Source organism: Colwellia hornerae (genome assembly GCF_007954355.1).
GTDB classification, from domain to species: Bacteria; Pseudomonadota; Gammaproteobacteria; order Enterobacterales; family Alteromonadaceae; genus Colwellia_A; species Colwellia_A hornerae.
Genome location: NZ_VOLR01000004.1, coordinates 135,629 through 155,261 on the forward strand (window position 1 = coordinate 135,629; position 19,633 = coordinate 155,261).

The 19,633-nt window shown below is 38.7% G+C and carries 18 protein-coding genes; 15 read left to right on the plus strand and 3 right to left on the minus strand.

Annotation, left to right across the window (positions count from 1 at the left end; genetic code table 11):
- Window positions 1-272: 272 nt before the first annotated feature.
- Entirely contained in the window at window positions 273-2,675 is a 2,403-nt protein-coding gene (locus ESZ26_RS03960; RefSeq protein WP_146798235.1) for an ATP-binding protein, read from the minus strand.
- Between the two features lie 118 nt (window positions 2,676-2,793).
- A complete protein-coding gene (locus ESZ26_RS03965) occupies window positions 2,794-3,279 on the minus strand; it encodes a zinc ribbon-containing protein (protein WP_146798237.1) in 486 nt (161 codons plus the stop codon).
- Window positions 3,280-3,529: 250 nt separating this feature from the next.
- Between ESZ26_RS03965 and leuS the strand changes: the two genes are divergently transcribed.
- From leuS to ESZ26_RS04040, 15 genes are all read left to right on the plus strand, one after another.
- Window positions 3,530-6,133: a leucine--tRNA ligase gene (gene leuS, locus ESZ26_RS03970; RefSeq protein ID WP_146798239.1), complete on the plus strand. Its 2,604-nt coding sequence runs from the start codon at window positions 3,530-3,532 to the stop codon at window positions 6,131-6,133.
- Window positions 6,134-6,163: 30 nt separating this feature from the next.
- Window positions 6,164-6,685: an LPS-assembly lipoprotein LptE gene (locus ESZ26_RS03975; protein WP_223271566.1), complete on the plus strand. Its 522-nt coding sequence runs from the start codon at window positions 6,164-6,166 to the stop codon at window positions 6,683-6,685.
- Window positions 6,685-7,728 carry a DNA polymerase III subunit delta gene (holA, locus tag ESZ26_RS03980; protein ID WP_146798241.1) on the plus strand — a complete coding sequence of 348 codons (1,044 nt, stop codon included), beginning with the start codon at window positions 6,685-6,687 and terminating at the stop codon, window positions 7,726-7,728. Before ESZ26_RS03975 ends, holA begins: the two co-directional genes overlap by 1 nt.
- Window positions 7,715-8,383: a nicotinate-nucleotide adenylyltransferase gene (gene nadD, locus ESZ26_RS03985; RefSeq protein WP_146798243.1), complete on the plus strand. Its 669-nt coding sequence runs from the start codon at window positions 7,715-7,717 to the stop codon at window positions 8,381-8,383. The genes holA and nadD overlap by 14 nt, the downstream gene beginning before the upstream one ends.
- 70 nt (window positions 8,384-8,453) lie before the next feature.
- Window positions 8,454-8,771 (plus strand): ribosome silencing factor, encoded by a 318-nt coding sequence (rsfS, locus tag ESZ26_RS03990; RefSeq protein WP_070376106.1) that lies wholly within the window; start codon window positions 8,454-8,456, stop codon window positions 8,769-8,771.
- A gap of 28 nt (window positions 8,772-8,799) precedes the next feature.
- Window positions 8,800-9,270, plus strand: a complete 471-nt coding sequence (gene rlmH, locus ESZ26_RS03995) for a 23S rRNA (pseudouridine(1915)-N(3))-methyltransferase RlmH (RefSeq protein WP_070376105.1) — start codon at window positions 8,800-8,802, stop codon at window positions 9,268-9,270.
- 2 nt (window positions 9,271-9,272) lie between these two features.
- Window positions 9,273-11,270 carry a penicillin-binding protein 2 gene (mrdA, locus tag ESZ26_RS04000; protein ID WP_146798245.1) on the plus strand — a complete coding sequence of 666 codons (1,998 nt, stop codon included), beginning with the start codon at window positions 9,273-9,275 and terminating at the stop codon, window positions 11,268-11,270.
- The gene (rodA, locus tag ESZ26_RS04005; RefSeq protein WP_146798246.1) at window positions 11,270-12,385 is read left to right on the plus strand and encodes a rod shape-determining protein RodA; all 1,116 of its coding nucleotides are present in this window, start codon (window positions 11,270-11,272) and stop codon (window positions 12,383-12,385) included. The genes mrdA and rodA overlap by 1 nt, the downstream gene beginning before the upstream one ends.
- Before the next feature lie 31 nt (window positions 12,386-12,416).
- Window positions 12,417-13,220, plus strand: a complete 804-nt coding sequence (locus ESZ26_RS04010; protein ID WP_280526055.1) for a septal ring lytic transglycosylase RlpA family protein — start codon at window positions 12,417-12,419, stop codon at window positions 13,218-13,220.
- Between the two features lie 102 nt (window positions 13,221-13,322).
- Window positions 13,323-14,510: a serine hydrolase gene (locus ESZ26_RS04015; RefSeq protein ID WP_146798248.1), complete on the plus strand. Its 1,188-nt coding sequence runs from the start codon at window positions 13,323-13,325 to the stop codon at window positions 14,508-14,510.
- 148 nt (window positions 14,511-14,658) lie between these two features.
- Window positions 14,659-14,922, plus strand: a complete 264-nt coding sequence (gene ybeD / locus ESZ26_RS04020) for a DUF493 family protein YbeD (RefSeq protein ID WP_070376102.1) — start codon at window positions 14,659-14,661, stop codon at window positions 14,920-14,922.
- 106 nt (window positions 14,923-15,028) lie between these two features.
- The gene (gene lipB, locus ESZ26_RS04025) at window positions 15,029-15,688 is read left to right on the plus strand and encodes a lipoyl(octanoyl) transferase LipB (RefSeq protein WP_146798250.1); all 660 of its coding nucleotides are present in this window, start codon (window positions 15,029-15,031) and stop codon (window positions 15,686-15,688) included.
- Window positions 15,678-16,646 (plus strand): lipoyl synthase, encoded by a 969-nt coding sequence (lipA, locus tag ESZ26_RS04030; RefSeq protein WP_146798252.1) that lies wholly within the window; start codon window positions 15,678-15,680, stop codon window positions 16,644-16,646. The genes lipB and lipA overlap by 11 nt, the downstream gene beginning before the upstream one ends.
- Before the next feature lie 242 nt (window positions 16,647-16,888).
- The gene (locus ESZ26_RS04035; RefSeq protein ID WP_146798254.1) at window positions 16,889-17,269 is read left to right on the plus strand and encodes a GntR family transcriptional regulator; all 381 of its coding nucleotides are present in this window, start codon (window positions 16,889-16,891) and stop codon (window positions 17,267-17,269) included.
- A gap of 10 nt (window positions 17,270-17,279) precedes the next feature.
- Window positions 17,280-18,143 (plus strand): hypothetical protein, encoded by an 864-nt coding sequence (locus ESZ26_RS04040; protein WP_146798256.1) that lies wholly within the window; start codon window positions 17,280-17,282, stop codon window positions 18,141-18,143.
- A gap of 78 nt (window positions 18,144-18,221) precedes the next feature.
- Here the strand turns inward: ESZ26_RS04040 and ESZ26_RS04045 are convergent, their stop codons facing one another.
- Entirely contained in the window at window positions 18,222-19,622 is a 1,401-nt protein-coding gene (locus ESZ26_RS04045) for a hypothetical protein (protein ID WP_146798258.1), read from the minus strand.
- Window positions 19,623-19,633: the final 11 nt, after the last annotated feature.

The window sequence follows — 19,633 nt, forward strand, 5'->3', positions numbered from 1 at the left end:
TCAAATTAATGAAGGTTTAGCTCAATCGATAGACCACTTACTTACCGAAATATATTATTGTTATTCTTATTAAATAAAAATGGCTTTATCGATAATAAAAACTTATGGGTAAAAATCCCATTAACTATAACTAAGTCAATGATGGATGTTCACCCACAACTGACTTAGTTACCAGTATAGAAAAGATTTGAAAAGCTGCGCATTTATTAATCAATAAATAATTATTTTCACATAACGTTAACTGAATTTAGAAGTTAGAAACCTTGCACTGACTACTCGTCAGCGCCATTAAGTAAATCTGAAAAAAGTGAAAGTTTATTTAAAACTAGGCCATGAATTGATTTTCTTGGGTAGCGCCCCGTACTGCTAATTTTACCGGCGGGTTCATTCATTAATAACTCTATCGCTTGATCAATGTCTTCAACAGCGTGGATAGCAAATTGGTTGTTTTTAACCGCTTCGATAACATCGTCGGCTAACATCAAATTGTTTACATTGGTGCGAGGAATAATAACGCCCTGTTTACCGGTTAAACCTTCCTCTTTACATAAACGATAGAAACCTTCAATTTTCTCATTAACACCGCCAATAGATTGCACTCCACCATGTTGATTAATAGAACCTGTTATAGCAAAGCCTTGTTTAATAGGCAGTAATGCAATAGCAGAAATAAGCGCACAAAGTTCCGCCATTGACGCACTGTCGCCATCAATGTGTCCATAAGACTGTTCTATTGCCAAATTAGCCGAAATTGACACTGGGAATCCTTGGCCGTATTTATGACCTAAATAACCCGTGAGTAACAACACACCTTTAGAATGGATAGACTTACCTAAATCAACTTCTCGTTCGATATCAGTAACGCCTTCACTCCCTGCATAAACGGTAGCTGTGATGCGTGCGGGCGTACCAAAAACACTGTCACCTATTTCTAGAACAGTCAAACCATTTACCTTACCAATATGGTGTCCTTGGGTATCAATCAATACTTGTTTTTCTTTTATTTCACCTAACCATGCTTCACTCATTCGGCCAGTTCTTCGCTGCTTAGCGGCGAGTGCTAAGGCGACATGGTTTGCGGTTAAATCGCCTTCGTTGCCAGTTTGCTTCCATAAATAAAAAGCTTCATCAAGTAAGTCGTTTACTTGAACAATATTAGCCGAAATTTTATGTTGATGCTCTGCACGTCTTAATGCATAGCGCACTAACTCTAATACCGCCTCATTACTGACATGTGGATAGTTATATTTATAAGCACGCTGGCGAATTAAATGGGCGTAATCATTAAGGTTTTCTTCATTACTTTCAAGATACTGATCAAAGTCTGCTAAGACCCTAAATAATTCGGTGAACTCTTGATCATAGTCTTGCAACATATAATAAATTTCGGGGTCGCCGAGCAATATCACCTTAACATTTAATGGAATTTTTTCAGGCTGTAAGCTAAACGAACCCGGTTGACTATATTCAGAGTAAGGGTTTTCAATGGTAATTTCTTGTGATTTAAGCGCTAATTTTAAGCGTGCCCAAACCAGGGGTTGATTAAGTAATTTGTCTGCCTCTAAAATTAAATAACCGCCATTAGCTTTATGTAACGCTCCGGCTCTAATTAATCGATAACTGGTATAAGTGCTTCCTTGGAAACTCGCGAAGTCGACATGGCCAAATAAATTTTGAAACGTTGGGTTTTGTTCATAAATGACCGGAGCACCAGCATCGGGTTTTTGAGAAACCAATAAATTAGGTAAGAATTGCTCAACCATAAGTTTACGAGCATCTTTATCGTTTCTGTTCTCGACACTTTCATCAACAAGAATTTCTAAAACAGTATCCACTACATGGGTTTTTACTTTCGACAAGTACTTTAGCACACCAATATTACTGGCAAACTCATGCTCTAGTTCTTCTAAAAATGGCCGAATAGCTTGCTCTGCAGTCTCATTTTTTAATTTACGTAACTTATCAGAAGAGATGCGTTTCCATTGTGGTAATTCAATCAGTTTTTCAGAAAGGAAATTTTCTAACTTATCTAACAACAGATAAAAATCAGCACGTTTACCTTCATCTAAACCGGCAAATTCCTTATCATTTAAGGGTTTTCCCTCAACCAAAGGTGAAAAACCAATTTCGCCGTTTTCTTCAAATAATAAAACATTATCTTTTAAAGCACTTTCTTCGACTTCAGCGATGGCTTGATCGTATTTTTTATTAAACGCGCGATCAACCGCCGATTTTTGTCGTTGATAACTTGGGTTATCAAAAATCTCAGGAAACAAGTCTAATAATTCATCAATAAAAGTATTAATGCGTGCCAATAATAATTTACCATCACCAGGACTTAAATAGAGGTTATGCGGGGCATGAACATCATCAAAATTATTGATATAACACCACTCATACGGCGTTTGTTTATTGCCAGCTGTTGTCGCTAACATTTGTTTGATTAAGGTTTGTCGACCGGTACCATGCTCTCCCATGGCAAAAACATTAAAACCCGGTGCCTCCATAGACAAACCAAATTCAAGCGCCTCTTTTGCACGAGCATGACCAATAATAATTTGCTCTACATCGGGAGTGACTTCAGCAAAAGAAAACTGCTCAGCGGATAATTGAGCAGTTAATTTTTCAACGGGTAGACAGGTAATTGAAGAAGTTGACTTGACGGATGAAGGCATGCAATATCTCACTGATAACGCTTAAAAAACAAGCGGATGATAATTAATAAATTTAATACTGCCAGTGTACCCTCATTTTAAATAATTAGTAAATCTTAGTGGCGCGCCAGTTCTCGTTTTATGGAGCAAAAGGTAGCCGAATAAAGGAACTAGCACCGCAAGTAAAACAATCAACAACATCAGCGGCATGACTGTAAGTCACTTTTTCTTGGCAATGCTGACATTCTAATAAACCAAAACCGATAAAGTCTCCTGTTTTATAAATACCATGATGTTTAAAGTCTTCATCAAGTTCTGACCACTCAACTTGTGATTTATCCGTGATCGCTTGCATATTTTTCCAGAAAGACTCATTGAGTAAGCCTAAATAAAGGGAATGTTTTGCTTGAGCTTCATTTTGAATAATAAATTCTTTGATATCAAAGCGTAAGTTATCAACAAATTGCTTAACTTTATCTTCAGGTAATTTTTCTGCTGCTTGCAAGTAAAGCTTACTTTGCTCTACTTTGTTAACAATATCAGTTATCTCATGCTGGTTAACATCTTCAGCCCACAGAACTAAAGCTTGATAAAGCTCTTGAAAAACACTATTTTTTGATTTCATAACACACTCCTTGACGACTTTTAGGTTAAGTATAGCTAGACATCGCTTTATAGAAAAAAATAAATCAAATAAACGTCTAAAAATTAAAACATATACCCTCTTCACTTCGATATCCTGAAAACAGTATCTTGATGTGGGACAGGTATATAAGGTATTCTATCGCCATTATTTTTATGCGTTCATGATCGCGGTCAATTTACTATTGACTGGCTAATGAACACCACATTCTAAAGTGTTTGAGAAATCTTTAATGGAATCCATTTACAATCCCCAAGCTATCGAAGCGCAAGTTCAAAAATTTTGGACTGATAACAATACCTTTAAAGCCGAAGAAAAACCCGGCCAAGAAAAATATTACTGTCTTGCTATGTTCCCTTACCCAAGTGGGCGCTTGCATATGGGCCATGTGCGTAATTATAGTTTAGGCGATGTTATCTCTCGCTATCAGCGCCTGCAAGGCAAAAACGTTATGCAACCTATGGGTTGGGACGCCTTTGGTTTACCCGCAGAAAATGCGGCAATTAAAAACAAAACAGCGCCAGCTAAATGGACCTATGAGAATATTGATTACATGCGTAACCAATTACAATCGCTGGGTTTTGCTTACGACTGGAGCCGTGAATTAGCAACTTGTAAAAAAGATTATTACAAATGGGAACAATGGTTCTTTACGCAACTTTACGAAAAAGGTTTAGTTTACAAGAAAAATGCTACAGTAAACTGGGATCCTGTTGATCAAACAGTATTGGCAAACGAGCAGGTTATTGACGGACGCGGTTGGCGTTCCGGCGCACCAGTTGAGCGGAAAGAAATTCCACAGTGGTTTATTAAAATTACTGATTACGCTGAAGAATTACTTACAGATTTAGACCAGCTTACCGAATGGCCTGAACAAGTTAAAACCATGCAACGTAATTGGATTGGCCGCAGCGAAGGTATTGAAATGACCTTCAAAGTTGCAGATTCAAATGAAAGTTTTGACATCTACACCACACGTCCAGATACACTTATGGGCGTCACTTACGTCGCACTTGCTGCGCAGCATCCACTGGCTTTAGCGGCAGCAAAAAACAATCCGACTTTGAGCGACTTTATTACTGAATGTAAAACCAATAAATCTACCGAAGCTGATATGGCAACGATGGAGAAAAAAGGTGCTGATACCGGTCTTAAAGCGATTCATCCGCTAACCGGTAACATCGTTCCAGTTTGGGCAGCAAACTTTGTCTTAATGGATTACGGTTCAGGCGCGGTAATGTCTGTTCCTGGCCACGACCAACGTGATTTCGAATTTGCCACTAAATACGGTTTGGACATTACTCAAGTTATTGCTGGCAGTGAAGACGACGATTTCAGTAAAGCAGCGATCACTGAAAAGGGCCTATTAATTAATTCGGGCGAGTACGACGGTTTAGACTTTGCAGCGGCTTTTAAAGCAATCTCAGAAAGACTGATCAGTGAAAACAAAGGCTCTGTAAAAGTTAACTACCGTTTACGTGACTGGGGCGTTTCTCGTCAGCGTTATTGGGGTACCCCCATTCCTATGATGCACCTCGCAAATGGTGAGTCTGTCGCTGTGCCTCTTGACCAGTTACCCGTTGAATTGCCTGAAGATGTCATCATGAATGGCGTTACATCACCGATTAAAGACAATCCAGAGTGGGCGAAAACCACTTATAATGGTGAAGAAGCATTTCGTGAAACCGATACCTTTGATACGTTTATGGAGTCATCTTGGTATTACGCGCGTTACTGTTCACCGAACGACGACACGCAAATGATTGATCCCGCCAAGGCAAATTATTGGCTACCGGTTGATCAATACATCGGGGGTATTGAACATGCTATCTTGCATTTACTCTATGCACGTTTTTTCCATAAATTATTACGTGACGCAGGTTTAGTTAACTGTGATGAACCGTTCAAAAAGTTATTATGTCAGGGCATGGTATTAGCCGACACCTATTACCGTGAAGCAGAAAATGGTGGACAAGATTGGATTTCACCAACAGATGTAGACGTTGAACGTGATGATAAAGGACAAGTTACTGCGGCTGTTAGCAAGCTTGACGGCAAACCGGTTATTTCTGCCGGTATGAGTAAAATGTCAAAGTCAAAAAATAACGGCATCGACCCACAAGAAGTCATCAGTAAATATGGCGCAGATACTGTGCGTTTATTTATTATGTTTACCTCGCCACCAGAGCAAACCCTTGAATGGTCTGATTCAGGCGTTGAAGGTGCACACCGTTTCTTAAAACGTGTTTGGAAACTCGCCTTTGATTTTAGCGAGCAAGTGAAAGAGCACGGCGAAGTGCCATTACTGAGCACGTTAACCTTAAATGCAGCGCAAAAAACATTACGCCGTGAGTTGCACAAAACCATAGCGAAAGTCAGTGATGATATTGGTCGCAGAAACACCTTCAATACCGCTATTGCTTCAATTATGGAATTAATGAACCATTTGTCAAAAGCAAGTTTAATCAGCGTTGAAGACAGAGCGGTTATGCAAGAAGCGGTTCGCGCGGTGATTATTATGTTGACGCCAATTACGCCACATATGTGTCATGAAATTTGGAAAACATTAGGCGATGCGAACAACAATAATGCCTCAATTGAAGAGGCATCTTGGCCAATCGTTGATGACAGTGCCTTGGTTGAAGACGAGAAGTTAATTATCGTCCAGGTTAACGGAAAGGTACGCGCTAAAATTACCGTTTCAGCCAATGCCAACAAAGAAGAAGTTGAAGCCTTAGGTTTAAGTGATGAAACAGTGGTCCGCTTTATTGATGATAAGACAATTCGTAAGGTCATCTATATACCGGGTAAACTTTTAAACATTGTTGCTAACTAGTCGCTAAAAGGTCCTACAAAGGTAATGAAAATGAGCCATATGCACAAAAAAACGACAAAGTACCAAACTCAGGTAGCTGCGGCTACTTTGGTATTATTCACCTTGTTTTTATCGAGCTGTGGCTTTGCTTTACGCGGTGATTACTTATTGTCACCGCAACTGCAAACCTTGCATTTAAGTTCCGCAGATAAATTTGGTGAGCTTACTCGCCAAGTTAAGCAGCACTTAACTATAAATAAAATAAAGTTGCTGGCCCAAGCTACAGAGAATATCCCGCAACTTAAGCTTTCAAAAGACAGCCTAAACCGTCGCACCCTGTCCGTATTTCCAAATGGGCAAGTGGCAGAATACGAGTTGATATATACCGTTCGATATCAGTTGGTGCTTTCAAAAAGTGATGTTCGCTCTTTTGTCTTTGAACTTAACCGCGATTATCAAGATGATCCCAATATTGCCCTCGCTAAAAGTCGGGAACTAGAATTAATGTTAAGCGAAATGCGCAAAGAAGCCGCGAATAAAATCTTACGCGACCTCTCTACGATTAAAATCTAATGCGTATCTATCATAACCAGCTATCTAATACCCTCAATCAAGGCTTTAAGCCTGTTTGGTTAGTTTTTGGTGATGAGCCTTGGCAAAAGAACAACAGCTTAAACACCATAAAACAGCACTGTCAGCAACAGGGATTTAGTGAAGTTATCCGTTTTAGTGCCGACGATAAATTTGACTGGAACCTGTTGGTTGAAGAGTATCAAGCGATGAGCTTATTTTCAGCGCAGCGCATCATTGAAATAGAACTAGTCAACGGAAAAATAGCTGACGCCGGCAGTAAAATATTACTGAAACTGAGTGAAAATTTTCATCCTGATGTGCAGCTTATTTTTCATGGTCCTAAAATTGACGCTGCTGGTCAAAAACGAAAATGGTTTAAGTCATTAGAACAGTTAGGTTGTTTTGTCCCTCTTTACGATATTGAAGGTCGACAATTACAACAGTGGTTAAATCAACAAATTAAACAGCATAAATTAAATATTCATCACGATGTTACCCCATTGATGATAGAGCTTTTTGAAGGTAACTTACCGGCTTTAGAGCAAGAATTACAAAAATTTTCATTGCTGTTTGGTACACAACTGATTATTGCTGAAGACGCAGAAAAATTACTGATTAAACAAGCAAAATTTAACCCTTTCCAGGTGGTTGATACCTTACTTAGTGGTGACCTACCAAAATGCATCGCCATGTTAGATCAACTGCAACACGAAGGGGCCGCAATCGGCCAGCTTGTTTGGTTTATTCACAAAGAAATAACGCAATTATCAACTATGCTAGAGCACATAGAACAAGGTGAGAGCATAGACAGTATTTATAAAAAACACCGAATATGGGATAAAAAGAAACCTTTGTATCAGTATGCCCTTAACCATATTACTCGCGACAATATTTACCAAGCTCAAGCACGTTTAGCGCAAACCGACTTGATCAGTAAAACCAGCAGTGACTTTAACCCTTTTATATTACTGGCCGATGTTTGTATAAGTCTCTATCACGGACAAACCACCAAAAAATTCAATTTAGATTATGAATTCGGCTAAGCGAGTAAGCGAAATTAAGAAAAATATTGCCATTATGGGGGGAACATTTGATCCTATCCATAATGGTCATATTGAAACAGCCAAAGAAACAGCAGCATGGCTTAATGTTGAACAACTCTTTTTTTTACCTGCGCATTTGCCACCTCATAAAAACACCACAACAGCCAGCGCTAAGCACCGAACAGCCATGGTGAATCTTGTTTGCCAACAACAGTCATTATTTCAACTTGATAACCGCGAACTAAAACGACATAGCGCTTCTTATACCGTAACAAGCCTACGTGAAATAAAACAAGAGCAACCCAACAGTCGGGTATTTTTTATCATAGGTATGGACTCGTTCCTTAACTTTACCCTATGGCATCAATGGCAAACTATTCTGTCACTATGCCATATTGTAGTAAATATTCGACCTGGCTATCAATTAAATCAAATTAATACCGCCACCCAAAAACTATTAAAAAGCCATCAAATAGATGACCTAGCAGAAATAAAGCAACAAGATGCTGGCGGCATTATTTTCCATCAAAACCAGTCGCTTAATATTTCTTCAAGTGAAATACGCCAACAACTTTTAAGCAATAAAAAACAGAATAATCACTTAACAGAATGCGTACATCATTACATTATTGAAAAAAAACTCTATCAAAAATAATTTGCTAGTTAACCTGCAGAAAAAATGATGATATTATAGCGCATTATTATTTACACTAAGAGTAATTCCCTTGCAAGTTGAAGCGTTAAACGCATTTGTTATTGAAAAAATCGAAGAAATGAAAGGTCGTGACATCACGACTTTAGACATCGGAAAAAAATCAGGCTTTGCTGATTATATGGTTGTCTGTTCAGGTAACTCAAATCGCCATGTTAAATCTATTGCACAATCTGTTGCCATCGAATGCCGCGCTAAAGGTATTGAGCCGTTAGGTATTGAAGGTAATGATGTTGGCGAATGGGCGTTAGTTGACTTAGGCAATTTAATTGTTCACGTAATGACAGACGAAATTCGTGACCGTTATCAGTTAGAAGAATTGTGGAACTAAGCTAATAGTGAAGGTAAACTAAACTATTATGCGACTTACCTTATATGCTGTTGGCAATAAAATGCCAGCATGGGTTACTCAAGGCTTTAACGAATATTGTCGTCGATTCCCGCGCGACATGTCGTTTCATTTAGTAGAAATCCCGCCAGGTAAGCGCGGTAAAAATGCCGATATAGCTCGCATTCTAGAAAAAGAAGGCGAATTATTATTAAACGCAATCCCCAAAGGTAACCGTATTGTTACGCTTGAAGTGGAAGGTAAACCGTGGACAACCCCACAACTTGCCCAACAACTTAAGCGTTGGCAATTAGACAGCCGCGATGTTGCTTTACTTATTGGCGGTCCTGAAGGTTTAGCGCCCGCTTGTATCAAAGCTTCTGAACAAAAATGGTCTTTATCGCCACTAACCTTGCCACACCCTATGGTGCGCATTGTTGTTGCTGAGAGTCTGTATCGCGCTTGGAGCATCAATAATAACCACCCGTATCACCGAGAGTAATAATGGCATCGAACAAACGTGTTGCTATTCGAAACCATTCGGCAGAAGCTAATTTATTTGCGCGCAGAACGTTTATTGCGTTCATCGGTATACTCGCTTTATTGTTGACCTTAATCAGCAACATCTACGATTTAGAAATTAACTCTTACGAAAAATATCAAACCCGTTCTAACTCCAATCGTATCAAACTCCTTCCCGTTGCGCCTAACCGTGGACTAATTTACGATAGAAATGGTATTTTACTTGCTGATAATAAACCCGTTTATTCGCTAGAGGTTATTGCAGAGCAAACGATTGACTTAAAAAAGCACATTAAAGAAGTCAGTGAGTTACTTGATATCAGTGAAGAAAAACAAGAAAAACTTTTTAAAGCCCTGAAAAGCAAACGACGCTTTAAACCGCTAGAACTGCACTCGCGGTTAAGCGCACAGCAAGTCGCATTATTTTCAGTCAATCAACATAAATTCCCCGGATTTTTTATTGATGCTCGCCTAAAAAGATATTACCCATTTGGTGATTTAACGACCCATTCTTTAGGTTATGTTGCCCGTATTAACCGTAAAGATTCGATTCGCTTAGCCGAAGACAATTTAGACGAAGATTACGCAGCAACGCGTAATATTGGCAAGCTTGGTTTAGAAAAATATTATGAAAATATACTTCATGGCACCATAGGTCACCAAGAAGTTGAAATAAATAATCAAGGTCGCATTATAAGAACCCTTGATTATGCACCGCCAATATCAGGCAAAAACTTAACCCTGAGTATTGATATTGAGCTACAAATGATTGCCAAGCGTGCCTTAGCGGGTAAACGTGGCGCGGTGGTAGCAATTGATCCGCGCAATGGTGAAATATTAGCCATGTATTCAAACCCAAGTTACGACGGTAATTTATTTGTTCATGGTATTAGTAGTAAAAACTATCGCAAATTACTTAACCCTAAAAACGACAGACCATTACTTAATCGCAGTGTACAAGGGTATCCACCCGCCTCAACCGTCAAACCCTTGCTCGGATTGACAGGATTAGAAGCAGGTGTAATAACCAATGAATCACGTTTCTACGATCCCGGTTGGTTTCAGCTAAAAGGTCTTGAACGTAAATATCGAGACTGGTGGGCACCGGGCCATGGCTGGGTAGATCTTAACCAAGCCATAGAGCACTCTTGTAATGTTTTCTTCTATAATTTAGCGTATCAATTAAATATCGATAATATTACCGATATGATGGAGAAGTTTGGCTTTGGCGATCTTACCGGTGTTGATATCTGGGAAGATAAACGTGCTATTTTGCCTGGCAGAGAAACCAAGCGTAGTCGATACAACAAGCCTTGGTATACTGGTGATACGATAGCTGTTGGTATTGGTCAAGGTTACTGGACAGTAACACCTTTACAGCTTGCCCAAGCTTTTTCTATTTTAGCAAACAAAGGTGATATTAAAATCCCACATTTTTTACGTGCGACTGCTGAATTAGTTGTTGAAGAAGTTGCTATTAATGATGAAATCATCTCCGGCGAGAGTGATGTCAATATCATCAGTAAAATGGTCACTAAAATGACAGATTATGATGATAAGCCCCCTATTATTCTCAAGAACAATAAGCACTGGAATTTAGTGCTAGATGCGATGCATAACACCGCACAAAAGAAATACCCTGCCTTTCAAGGGGCTCGCTATGACGCCGCAGGAAAGTCGGGCACGGCTCAACTTATTGCAAAAAAACAAGATGAAAAATATGATGCAGAAGCCACCAAAGAAAAACAGCGTAACAATGCTATGTTTGTTGCTTTTGCCCCTTATGAGAATCCAGAAATAGTGGTTGCGGTTGTTGTTGAAAATGTTTTGGAAGGTGGTGGTGGCTTTAACGCTGCGCCCGTGGCGCGCCAAGTTATGGATCAATATTTTGGTGATAGAGTCATTATTAGTACCGATAAAAGTAAGCATCCACAACACAATAATGTTTATGGTGCTGACAAAAAAACAGGGCGTAACTAGTGCGTAACATTGGCCATGACCAACAAAAACAACGAAGTTTCTGGCAAAGAATTCATATTGACGTACCTCTTTTGTTGGGTATTTTGGCATTAATGATCTTAGGACTATTTGTTGTTTATAGTGCTGGCGGCCAGGAATCAGCCATTGTTTACCGTCAAATAACACGCCTAGGCATAGCATTATTAGTGATGTTCGCCGTTGCTCAAATTCCGCCCCTTTCCTATCAGAAATGGGCAGTACCGGTATTTGTATTAGGGTTACTGCTCTTGATCGCGGTGCTATTGTTTGGTCATATAGGTAAAGGCGCGCAGCGCTGGTTAGACTTAGGTTTTATGAAATTTCAACCCTCTGAAATAATGAAGCTAATTGTACCGATAATGATCGCTTGGTATGTCAGCCAATATGACTTACCCGCGAAAATATCTACCATTACCATTGCATTTATTTTAGTTTTACTGCCGACCTTATTAATTGCTAAACAGCCTGATTTAGGTACGTCACTATTAATCGCCAGTTCAGGTGTTTTTGTTATTTTTCTAGCCGGTGCAAGCTGGAAACTCATTGTCACTTGTATTGGCTTAGCATCGGCATTTGCGCCGGTACTGTGGATGTTCTTGATGAAGCCCTATCAAAAACAGCGTGTGTTAACTTTTCTTGACCCAGAGCAAGATCCACTCGGCTCTGGATATCATATCATTCAATCAAAAATAGCCATTGGTTCAGGTGGTTTACATGGCAAAGGATGGTTGCAAGGTACACAATCACAGTTGGAGTTTTTACCTGAACGGCACACCGACTTTATTTTTGCAGTATTTAGTGAGGAGTTTGGTTTTGTCGGTGTCGCGGTATTGCTCAGTGTCTATCTGATAATAGTGATGCGAGGCTTATGGATTGCTGTTCATGCTGAGCATGCATTCACGAAATTATTAGCCGGTAGTATAACCTTAACATTTTTCGTTTATGTCTTTGTAAATATAGGCATGGTCTCAGGCTTATTACCTGTTGTCGGCGTTCCTTTGCCTTTAGTAAGTTATGGTGGAACATCGATGGTGACATTACTGGCAGGTTTTGGCATGCTAATGGCGATTAGTACCCATAAGCGTTTTATTGCTTAAATTCATTGATAAAACAAAAAGAAATCTAACAATGAAAATAAAACTATTAATGACCATGCTTTTAATATTGGTTTCTGCTTGCAGTACCAATACCGGGCGTTATCAACAACACAAAGATAGCAAGCCAAGCCGTGCTCCTACGACAAGTGAGCTAATTGACATTACGCCAAGAGCGGAGCCTCACAGTAGAGGTGGCAATAAGAGCCAATATCAAGTGCGTGGTAAAACTTATTCAGTATTAAAAAGTGCTGAAAATTTTAGCCAAACAGGTATTGCTTCTTGGTATGGCGAAAAATTCCATGGCCATTTAACCTCAAACGGTGAAATTTATAACATGTACGCGATGAGTGCAGCACATAAAAATTTACCTTTGCCTACTTATTTAAAAGTGACTAATAATGCCAATAGTCAATCAGTGATTGTGAGAGTGAATGACCGTGGACCATTTCATCAAAACCGTATCATTGATTTGTCCTACAGTGCTGCTTATAAACTGGGTATGATGAAAACAGGTGTCGCCAATGTAACGATCACCACCATTACTGACTTCTCATTGCCTGTACCTAATACAGAGCAGCTGACGCTTACTGAAGACACCATAGTAGTCGCCAATGACCAACGTAAATACATTCAAGTTTTTGCGACTAAAAATGAATTGCTGGCCAATAAAACTGCGCAAGCCCTTCAAAGCTTATATAAAATAAATACCATCATTCCAATGAACAATGGTATATACCGCGTACAAATGGGACCTATAAACAATCAGGAAGCATTAAATACTTTACTGGTTAGTTTGAAAGAATCGGGTTATCCAAAGGCATTTAGTCGGAAATAATCATTCGTAACAATTTGCCACAACAGCACGATAGCAATCAGTATCAAAGATGGTATACTGCTGAAAAATTCTCCTTTTATCATTCAGTTTCGTAGGAATATTATGACTTACCCATTAGCTAAGAAAACAGCTAAAACCTCAACCAAACTTCTCTGCCTTTTAGGCGCTATTTCTTTAACTTTTTCATCTTTTTCTCAAGCATTGACGATTATTCCGTCACCACCAGAAGTTAAAGCGAAAGGTCATATCCTTATTGACTTCAATACAGGTAAAGTCCTTGCTGAAAGTAATGCCGATGCCTTGTTAGCGCCAGCCAGTCTAACGAAAATGATGACTAGTTATATCATCGGCAAAGAACTAGCCAGTGGCAATATAAGCAACGATGACTTAGTCAAAGTCAGTGAAAAAGCTTGGGCAAAAAATTTCCCCGGTTCATCACTTATGTTTATTGAAGTTGGTACAGAGATTTCAGTAGAATTATTGAATCAGGGTATTATTGTCGCTTCAGGCAATGATGCTTGTGTTGCTATGGCTGAACATATAGCGGGTAGTGAAGGCGCCTTCGCTCAGTTAATGAATGGACATGCTGCGCAACTTGGAATGAGTAGTAGCTACTTTGAAAATAGTCACGGTTTAGATAGCCAAGAACACAAAACAACACCTCGAGATATGGCAACACTCGCCATGGCACTAATTAGAGATGTTCCCGAGGAATATAAAATTTATAGCCAAAAAGTCTTTAGTTATAACAATATTAAACAATACAACCGTAATAATTTATTATGGGATAAAAGCATGAATGTTGACGGTTTAAAAACCGGCCATACCGCTCAGGCAGGTTACAGTTTAGTTTCATCAGCGACCAAAGGTGGAATGCGTTTAGTCAGTGTCGTTATGGGTACTGAAAGCGAACGAGCAAGAAAAGTTGAAAGTAAAAAATTACTTAATTATGGTTTCCGATTCTTTGAAACCTATACGCCTTATAAGGCGGGTGAGAAATTTGCTACCAATCGTGTATGGATGGGTGATGTCAAGGAAGTCGATTTAGGTATATTACTTGATACACCTATAACTATTCCTCGTGGTCAGCGCAAAAATCTAAAAGCAAGTTTCGAGCTAGATCAGCAGTTAGAGGCGCCTTTAGCTAAAGGTAGCGTCGTTGGTAAACTATTTTTACGCTTAGACGGTGAAGACATTGCACAATACCCGCTAGTGACTTTACAAGAAGTCAACGAAGGTGGCATGTTTAGCAAATTAGTTGATTATATAAAATTACAATTTGTTAACTAATTAACAAACAATAACGTCGTTATTCTAAAACTCGGCTGCTGCCGAGTTTTTTTTATTATCAATATAAATACAATGATCACATTTTATTTGATTAATGATAAAATACCCCCAGATTGACTATTGACCAAGTGCTATTTAGAGAGAGAAAATGAAAACCAAGTTTGATGAATTATTAGAATTTCCAACCGTGCTTAACTTTAAAGTTATGGGTGTTGCTTGCGACGAATTACCTGACTTAGTGATCAACGAACTACAAAAGCATGCACCCGGTGATTACTCTCCTAAAATAAAAGCCAGTTCGAAAGGGACCTACCATTCTCTTTCTATTGCGGTTACTGTTACCAGTAAAGAGCATATCGAAACAATTTACACAGAATTAACGGCTATCGATATCGTCCGCTACGTTTTATAAAACAATGACGCTTTAGCGTCACAATAATAACCTTAGTATTTATCCGGTGTATTCCTATTATTATTTGGATATAATCAACATCTATAGAATTAAGTGAAGTAGAAACTTGAAAAATTCGTTAATCATTCGACAACTTGCCACTATGGACTACACCACTGTTTGGCAAGCGATGCAAAAATTTACTGATGATCGTAACGAAGACACCCAAGATGAACTTTGGTTAGTCGAGCATCCAGCTGTTTTCACCCAAGGGCAAGCAGGTAAAGAAGAACACCTACTAATGCCAGGTGATATCGAAGTAGTAAAGGTAGATCGTGGTGGACAAGTGACTTATCACGGACCCGGTCAACAAGTTATCTATTTTATGATCAATTTACGTCGCAGAAAAATGGGCGTGCGTGATCTGGTGACGCTACTTGAAAATGGTTTGATTGCCGCATTAGCTGATTTTAACATTATCGCCAAAGCTAGACCTGACGCACCCGGTGTTTATGTTGGCGAAAAGAAAATTGCATCGTTAGGTTTACGAGTACGTAAAGGTTGCTCTTTTCACGGTTTGGCACTGAATGTAAATATGGACTTATCGCCCTTTCTGCGGATAAATCCTTGTGGTTATCAAGGCCTAGAAATGGTGCAAACAGCCGATATCAGTCAATTAACAGATACAGCTCAAGCAGGTGAATCCTTAGTAGAACACCTTGCTGAATTATTAAATACCAATAACATCAGTTATAGAACTGGTTGGGACGAAATGAATGACCACTAAAACAACTCGAGTTATCCCTGGCACAAAAATGCGTGATGCAGAAAAAATGGCGCATATCCCTATTCAAATTGTGCCATCAGAGCGTGAAACCATGCTTAGAAAGCCTAAATGGTTGCGTATTAAACTACCTCGTACGACAGAACGGATTGACAGTATAAAAGCAGCGCTACGTAAGCATGATTTGCATTCAGTCTGTGAAGAAGCTTCTTGTCCAAACTTATCAGAGTGCTTTAATCACGGTACTGCCACCTTTATGATCTTAGGAGATATTTGTACACGTCGTTGCCCTTTTTGTGATGTTGGCCATGGTCGACCTTTAGCCCCTAAAGTAGATGAAGCTAAAAAATTAGCACTAACGCTTAAAGACATGAAACTAAAATACGTGGTGATCACTTCGGTTGATCGTGATGATTTACGTGATGGTGGCGCTCAACAGTTTGCTGACTGTATTAGTGAAATAGCTATACATGCACCCAATACTAAAGTTGAAATTTTAGTCCCTGATTTTCGAGGCCGTATGGACCGTGCCTTAGAAATTTTAAATGCTAATCCACCACATGTTTTTAATCATAATTTAGAAACCGCACCGCGTCTTTATACTAAAGCACGCCCAGGCGCTAACTACCAGTGGTCGTTAGATTTACTGAAAAAGTTTGGCGAAGCCAATCCAGAAGTACCAACGAAATCAGGCTTAATGGTTGGCTTGGGTGAAACAGACGAAGAAATTTTACAAGTTATGCGCGACCTCCGCAGCCATGGCGTAACTATGTTAACCATAGGCCAATATTTACAACCGAGTAAGCATCATTTACCGGTAGAGCGCTACGTACACCCTGACGTTTTTGATATGTATCAGGCTGAAGCTATTAAAATGGGCTTTAATCACGCAGCCTGTGGTCCTTTAGTGCGTTCAAGCTATCATGCTGACAAACAAGCAGCAGGTGAAGAAGTTAAATAGTTGCCAGCCGAATAATCTAAAACCTGAATATCTCGATATAGATGATATTATCGATATATTCAGGTTTATTAAACATTCCCCTCTCCAACAATACATCGCCTCAATCTATTGATTTTATTTAAATATAAACGAACCATTGCTGTTTAAAATTTCATAGTTCAAAAAACAAACTATTTTTACTTGCCTTTATTTATGATTTAGTTGTACCATTACCACACACGGAACAACTAAAGCACAAAAATATGGAAATAACCATTGATATAGAAGATCCGATGCCGTTATTTACTCAACTCGTTGAGCAAATTAAGTCAGCGGTCATTAACAGTAAGATCAAACCCGGAGATTCGCTACCTTCAATTAGGCAGTTGGCTAATGATTTAGAGCTCAATAGTAAAACCGTTGCTAAAGCTTACAAATTATTAGAACGAGACTTGGTCATTCAAAGCAAGGGTTATCGAGGTACCTTTGTTCATCCTCATGCCATAGTAAATAGCAAGGTGGATTTGAATGCCGAGGTTTTAGCACAGTTAAATAATGCTATTTCTGCCTGTAAAACGGCAGGGGTAACCGACTCAGAGATACGTATTGCTTTTAGCAGTGCGATGAACAGTAACAACAATTAAGGAGCAGAAGATGTCTATTAACATTTTATTTTACGTTTTATTTTTAAGCCAAATCATACTCATTTCCTATTATTACCCTAAGCAGATAATTAAAAGAATTGAAGGTGTTTTGAAAAAATTTCCACCAGAAAGTTACCCGAAACTTTACCCTGAATCTGCTGATAAAGTTATCGCAGCTAAAATTCGTTATCAATTACTTAATCAAATAATACTCGTTATTGGTCTGCTATTGATGGGACTTTATGCCTTGATGTCAAAAGATTATGATAACGGACAAAAGTTTGCCGAAGGGTTACCCTTGATGTTTGGTATGGTGCAATTCATCCCTTTTATGTTGCTAGAGGTATCAGGATGTAGACAATTCAAATTGATGAGAAAAGCGAATAAAAGTACTAGCCGTAGTGCTGATCTTACGCCGCGTCACTTGTTTAATTATGTCTCTCCATTATTAGTCATTTCGGCAGTGTTATTGCTTTTCACTTTTATTTTCTTTGATTTATATATTCATGATTTTACCATTACCAACGACCTCATTATTAAAATCATTACGCTTAGTTTAGTGCATGCACTCTTTATTGGTTTAGCGGTTTGGCACCTTACCGGCAAACGTTTAGATCCCCACCAAGCTATAAAAGATAGAAGCAGCCAAACTCAGTTTTCTTTACAATCGATGGGCTCAGTGAGTATTTTTTTAAGCTTGTTTTTAATGGCAAACTCGGCTGTTGATGTTTTTGAATTAGGTTATATGGAGATTATTATTAACAGTATCTACTTTCAAGTTATTGCCTTTGTTGGTATTGGCGGTATGCTTAGAACAGATCAAATCGATACGATTAATTTTGATGTTTATAAAGCTGACAATTCTATTATTTAGTAATTCATTAACCAAAAGTTTTCTCACGGCCAGTTCATCGACAAATAGCACATTTGCAAATGAGCTGGCTAATTTATACTACTGTGGGTTGCCTTCAAAGTTTTGCTCAGATTTCATCCCTTCAATATTAATGATTTTAGAACGATTCATTGTTATTTTAAAACGCTGAATGTATTGCTTCGTTTTACTGCCCACTATTTTTTGTTCTTGCACGACCGCTAAATTTATCTGATAACGTCGTTCAACACCTTGATTAGATATTTTACTCCCATCAAGTGCATATAAACGCCCCTCGCCTTTTTTCAAAAAACGCACAAAGGGAGTTAAGTTGAAAAACATTTGGTGCTGAATCTCTTTAAAACCAGGGATAAACTCTTTAGCAATAACTTTTGAGTTACAGCGAAAATGTAATAATTGTGCCGCTTGTTTATTTTGTTGACGACGCTGTTGAAAATGTTTGTTAACAATGTCAGGTAAGTCTTTGTTCTTAATATAATCAAGCCATAAGGTTTGCATAGACATTTTATTTTTCGATAAGCTATCGGTAAAGACATGCTGCCACTTGGGTCGTCCACGCTGAATCTTTCGCCAAATATAACGGGTAAGATCATCCTTAAATATTTCACGGACACCATAAATCACCCCTAAAAAAGTGATCAACACTAAGGTGACTTCGTTAAAGGCTGAACGAGCATTTAACACAATCGACATCACAAAGGCCATAACGACAGCCGTAATACCACCACGAACTAAACGCCTGAGATTATCGTCTAAATCATGGGTCGTTCTTTTAAAGACCACACCAAACTCACTTAATCGCTGTAATAAGCGCATTTTATTAGTGATGCGGTTTGGGTCTGCTAAAGTGATTTTTGAATTATACTGGCGCTCTGTTCGGTAGTTATTTTCTTGGCGACACAGTGCAAATAACACCTCACGGGTTTCCGCATGTTCTGAGCTTTTTGGTCCATTGGCGAGCAGATTCAGAAACGACTGCTCGGTATACCAGCTTAGGTAATTATCTACATTTTCAAAGTAAGAACTTAGTTTTTGATCTAAAGGAGTATAGCGGCGCAGTTTCTTCAACAAGTTTTGAGTTTGATCAACCAGTTCAAGTGCATATTGATAAAATATTTCGATATCTTTTTCTTGTAATGCTTGCTTAATATCGGTCTCAAGTGCGACCCTAAACTGGTATGAAAATAAATTTAAGTTACTGCGATAATCGCCCTTCTCACCTTTTTTTTGACTTATAAATCGGCTACGAACTAGCGGTAAATGCACTTGTCGAGAAAAGTAAGCACTATGACTTCTAATACTACTGTGAAAGTAATTATCTTCACTGAGGGTAGTAGCATTAATGCCCATTTCTTCAGGAATAGAAAAATAAAGATCAAAACGTTGTGATTCTTGCGGTGATAATTGCTGGCTAACTTTAAATGATAAATTTTCATCTTGCGTTAAGCTGATTCTTTTCACTTAATTATCCT

Coding starts and splice junctions, on each gene's coding strand:
- ESZ26_RS04015 (WP_146798248.1), top strand. CDS start 13,323: ATGACTTACCCATTAGCTAAGAAAACAGCTAAAACCTCAACCAAACTT.
- leuS (WP_146798239.1), top strand. CDS start 3,530: ATGGAATCCATTTACAATCCCCAAGCTATCGAAGCGCAAGTTCAAAAA.
- rlmH (WP_070376105.1), top strand. CDS start 8,800: ATGCGACTTACCTTATATGCTGTTGGCAATAAAATGCCAGCATGGGTT.
- ESZ26_RS04010 (WP_280526055.1), top strand. CDS start 12,417: ATGAAAATAAAACTATTAATGACCATGCTTTTAATATTGGTTTCTGCT.
- mrdA (WP_146798245.1), top strand. CDS start 9,273: ATGGCATCGAACAAACGTGTTGCTATTCGAAACCATTCGGCAGAAGCT.
- ybeD (WP_070376102.1), top strand. CDS start 14,659: ATGAAAACCAAGTTTGATGAATTATTAGAATTTCCAACCGTGCTTAAC.
- ESZ26_RS03965 (WP_146798237.1), bottom strand. CDS start 3,279: ATGAAATCAAAAAATAGTGTTTTTCAAGAGCTTTATCAAGCTTTAGTT.
- ESZ26_RS04035 (WP_146798254.1), top strand. CDS start 16,889: ATGGAAATAACCATTGATATAGAAGATCCGATGCCGTTATTTACTCAA.
- holA (WP_146798241.1), top strand. CDS start 6,685: ATGCGTATCTATCATAACCAGCTATCTAATACCCTCAATCAAGGCTTT.
- lipA (WP_146798252.1), top strand. CDS start 15,678: ATGACCACTAAAACAACTCGAGTTATCCCTGGCACAAAAATGCGTGAT.
- ESZ26_RS03975 (WP_223271566.1), top strand. CDS start 6,164: ATGAGCCATATGCACAAAAAAACGACAAAGTACCAAACTCAGGTAGCT.
- ESZ26_RS04040 (WP_146798256.1), top strand. CDS start 17,280: ATGTCTATTAACATTTTATTTTACGTTTTATTTTTAAGCCAAATCATA.
- nadD (WP_146798243.1), top strand. CDS start 7,715: ATGAATTCGGCTAAGCGAGTAAGCGAAATTAAGAAAAATATTGCCATT.
- ESZ26_RS03960 (WP_146798235.1), bottom strand. CDS start 2,675: ATGCCTTCATCCGTCAAGTCAACTTCTTCAATTACCTGTCTACCCGTT.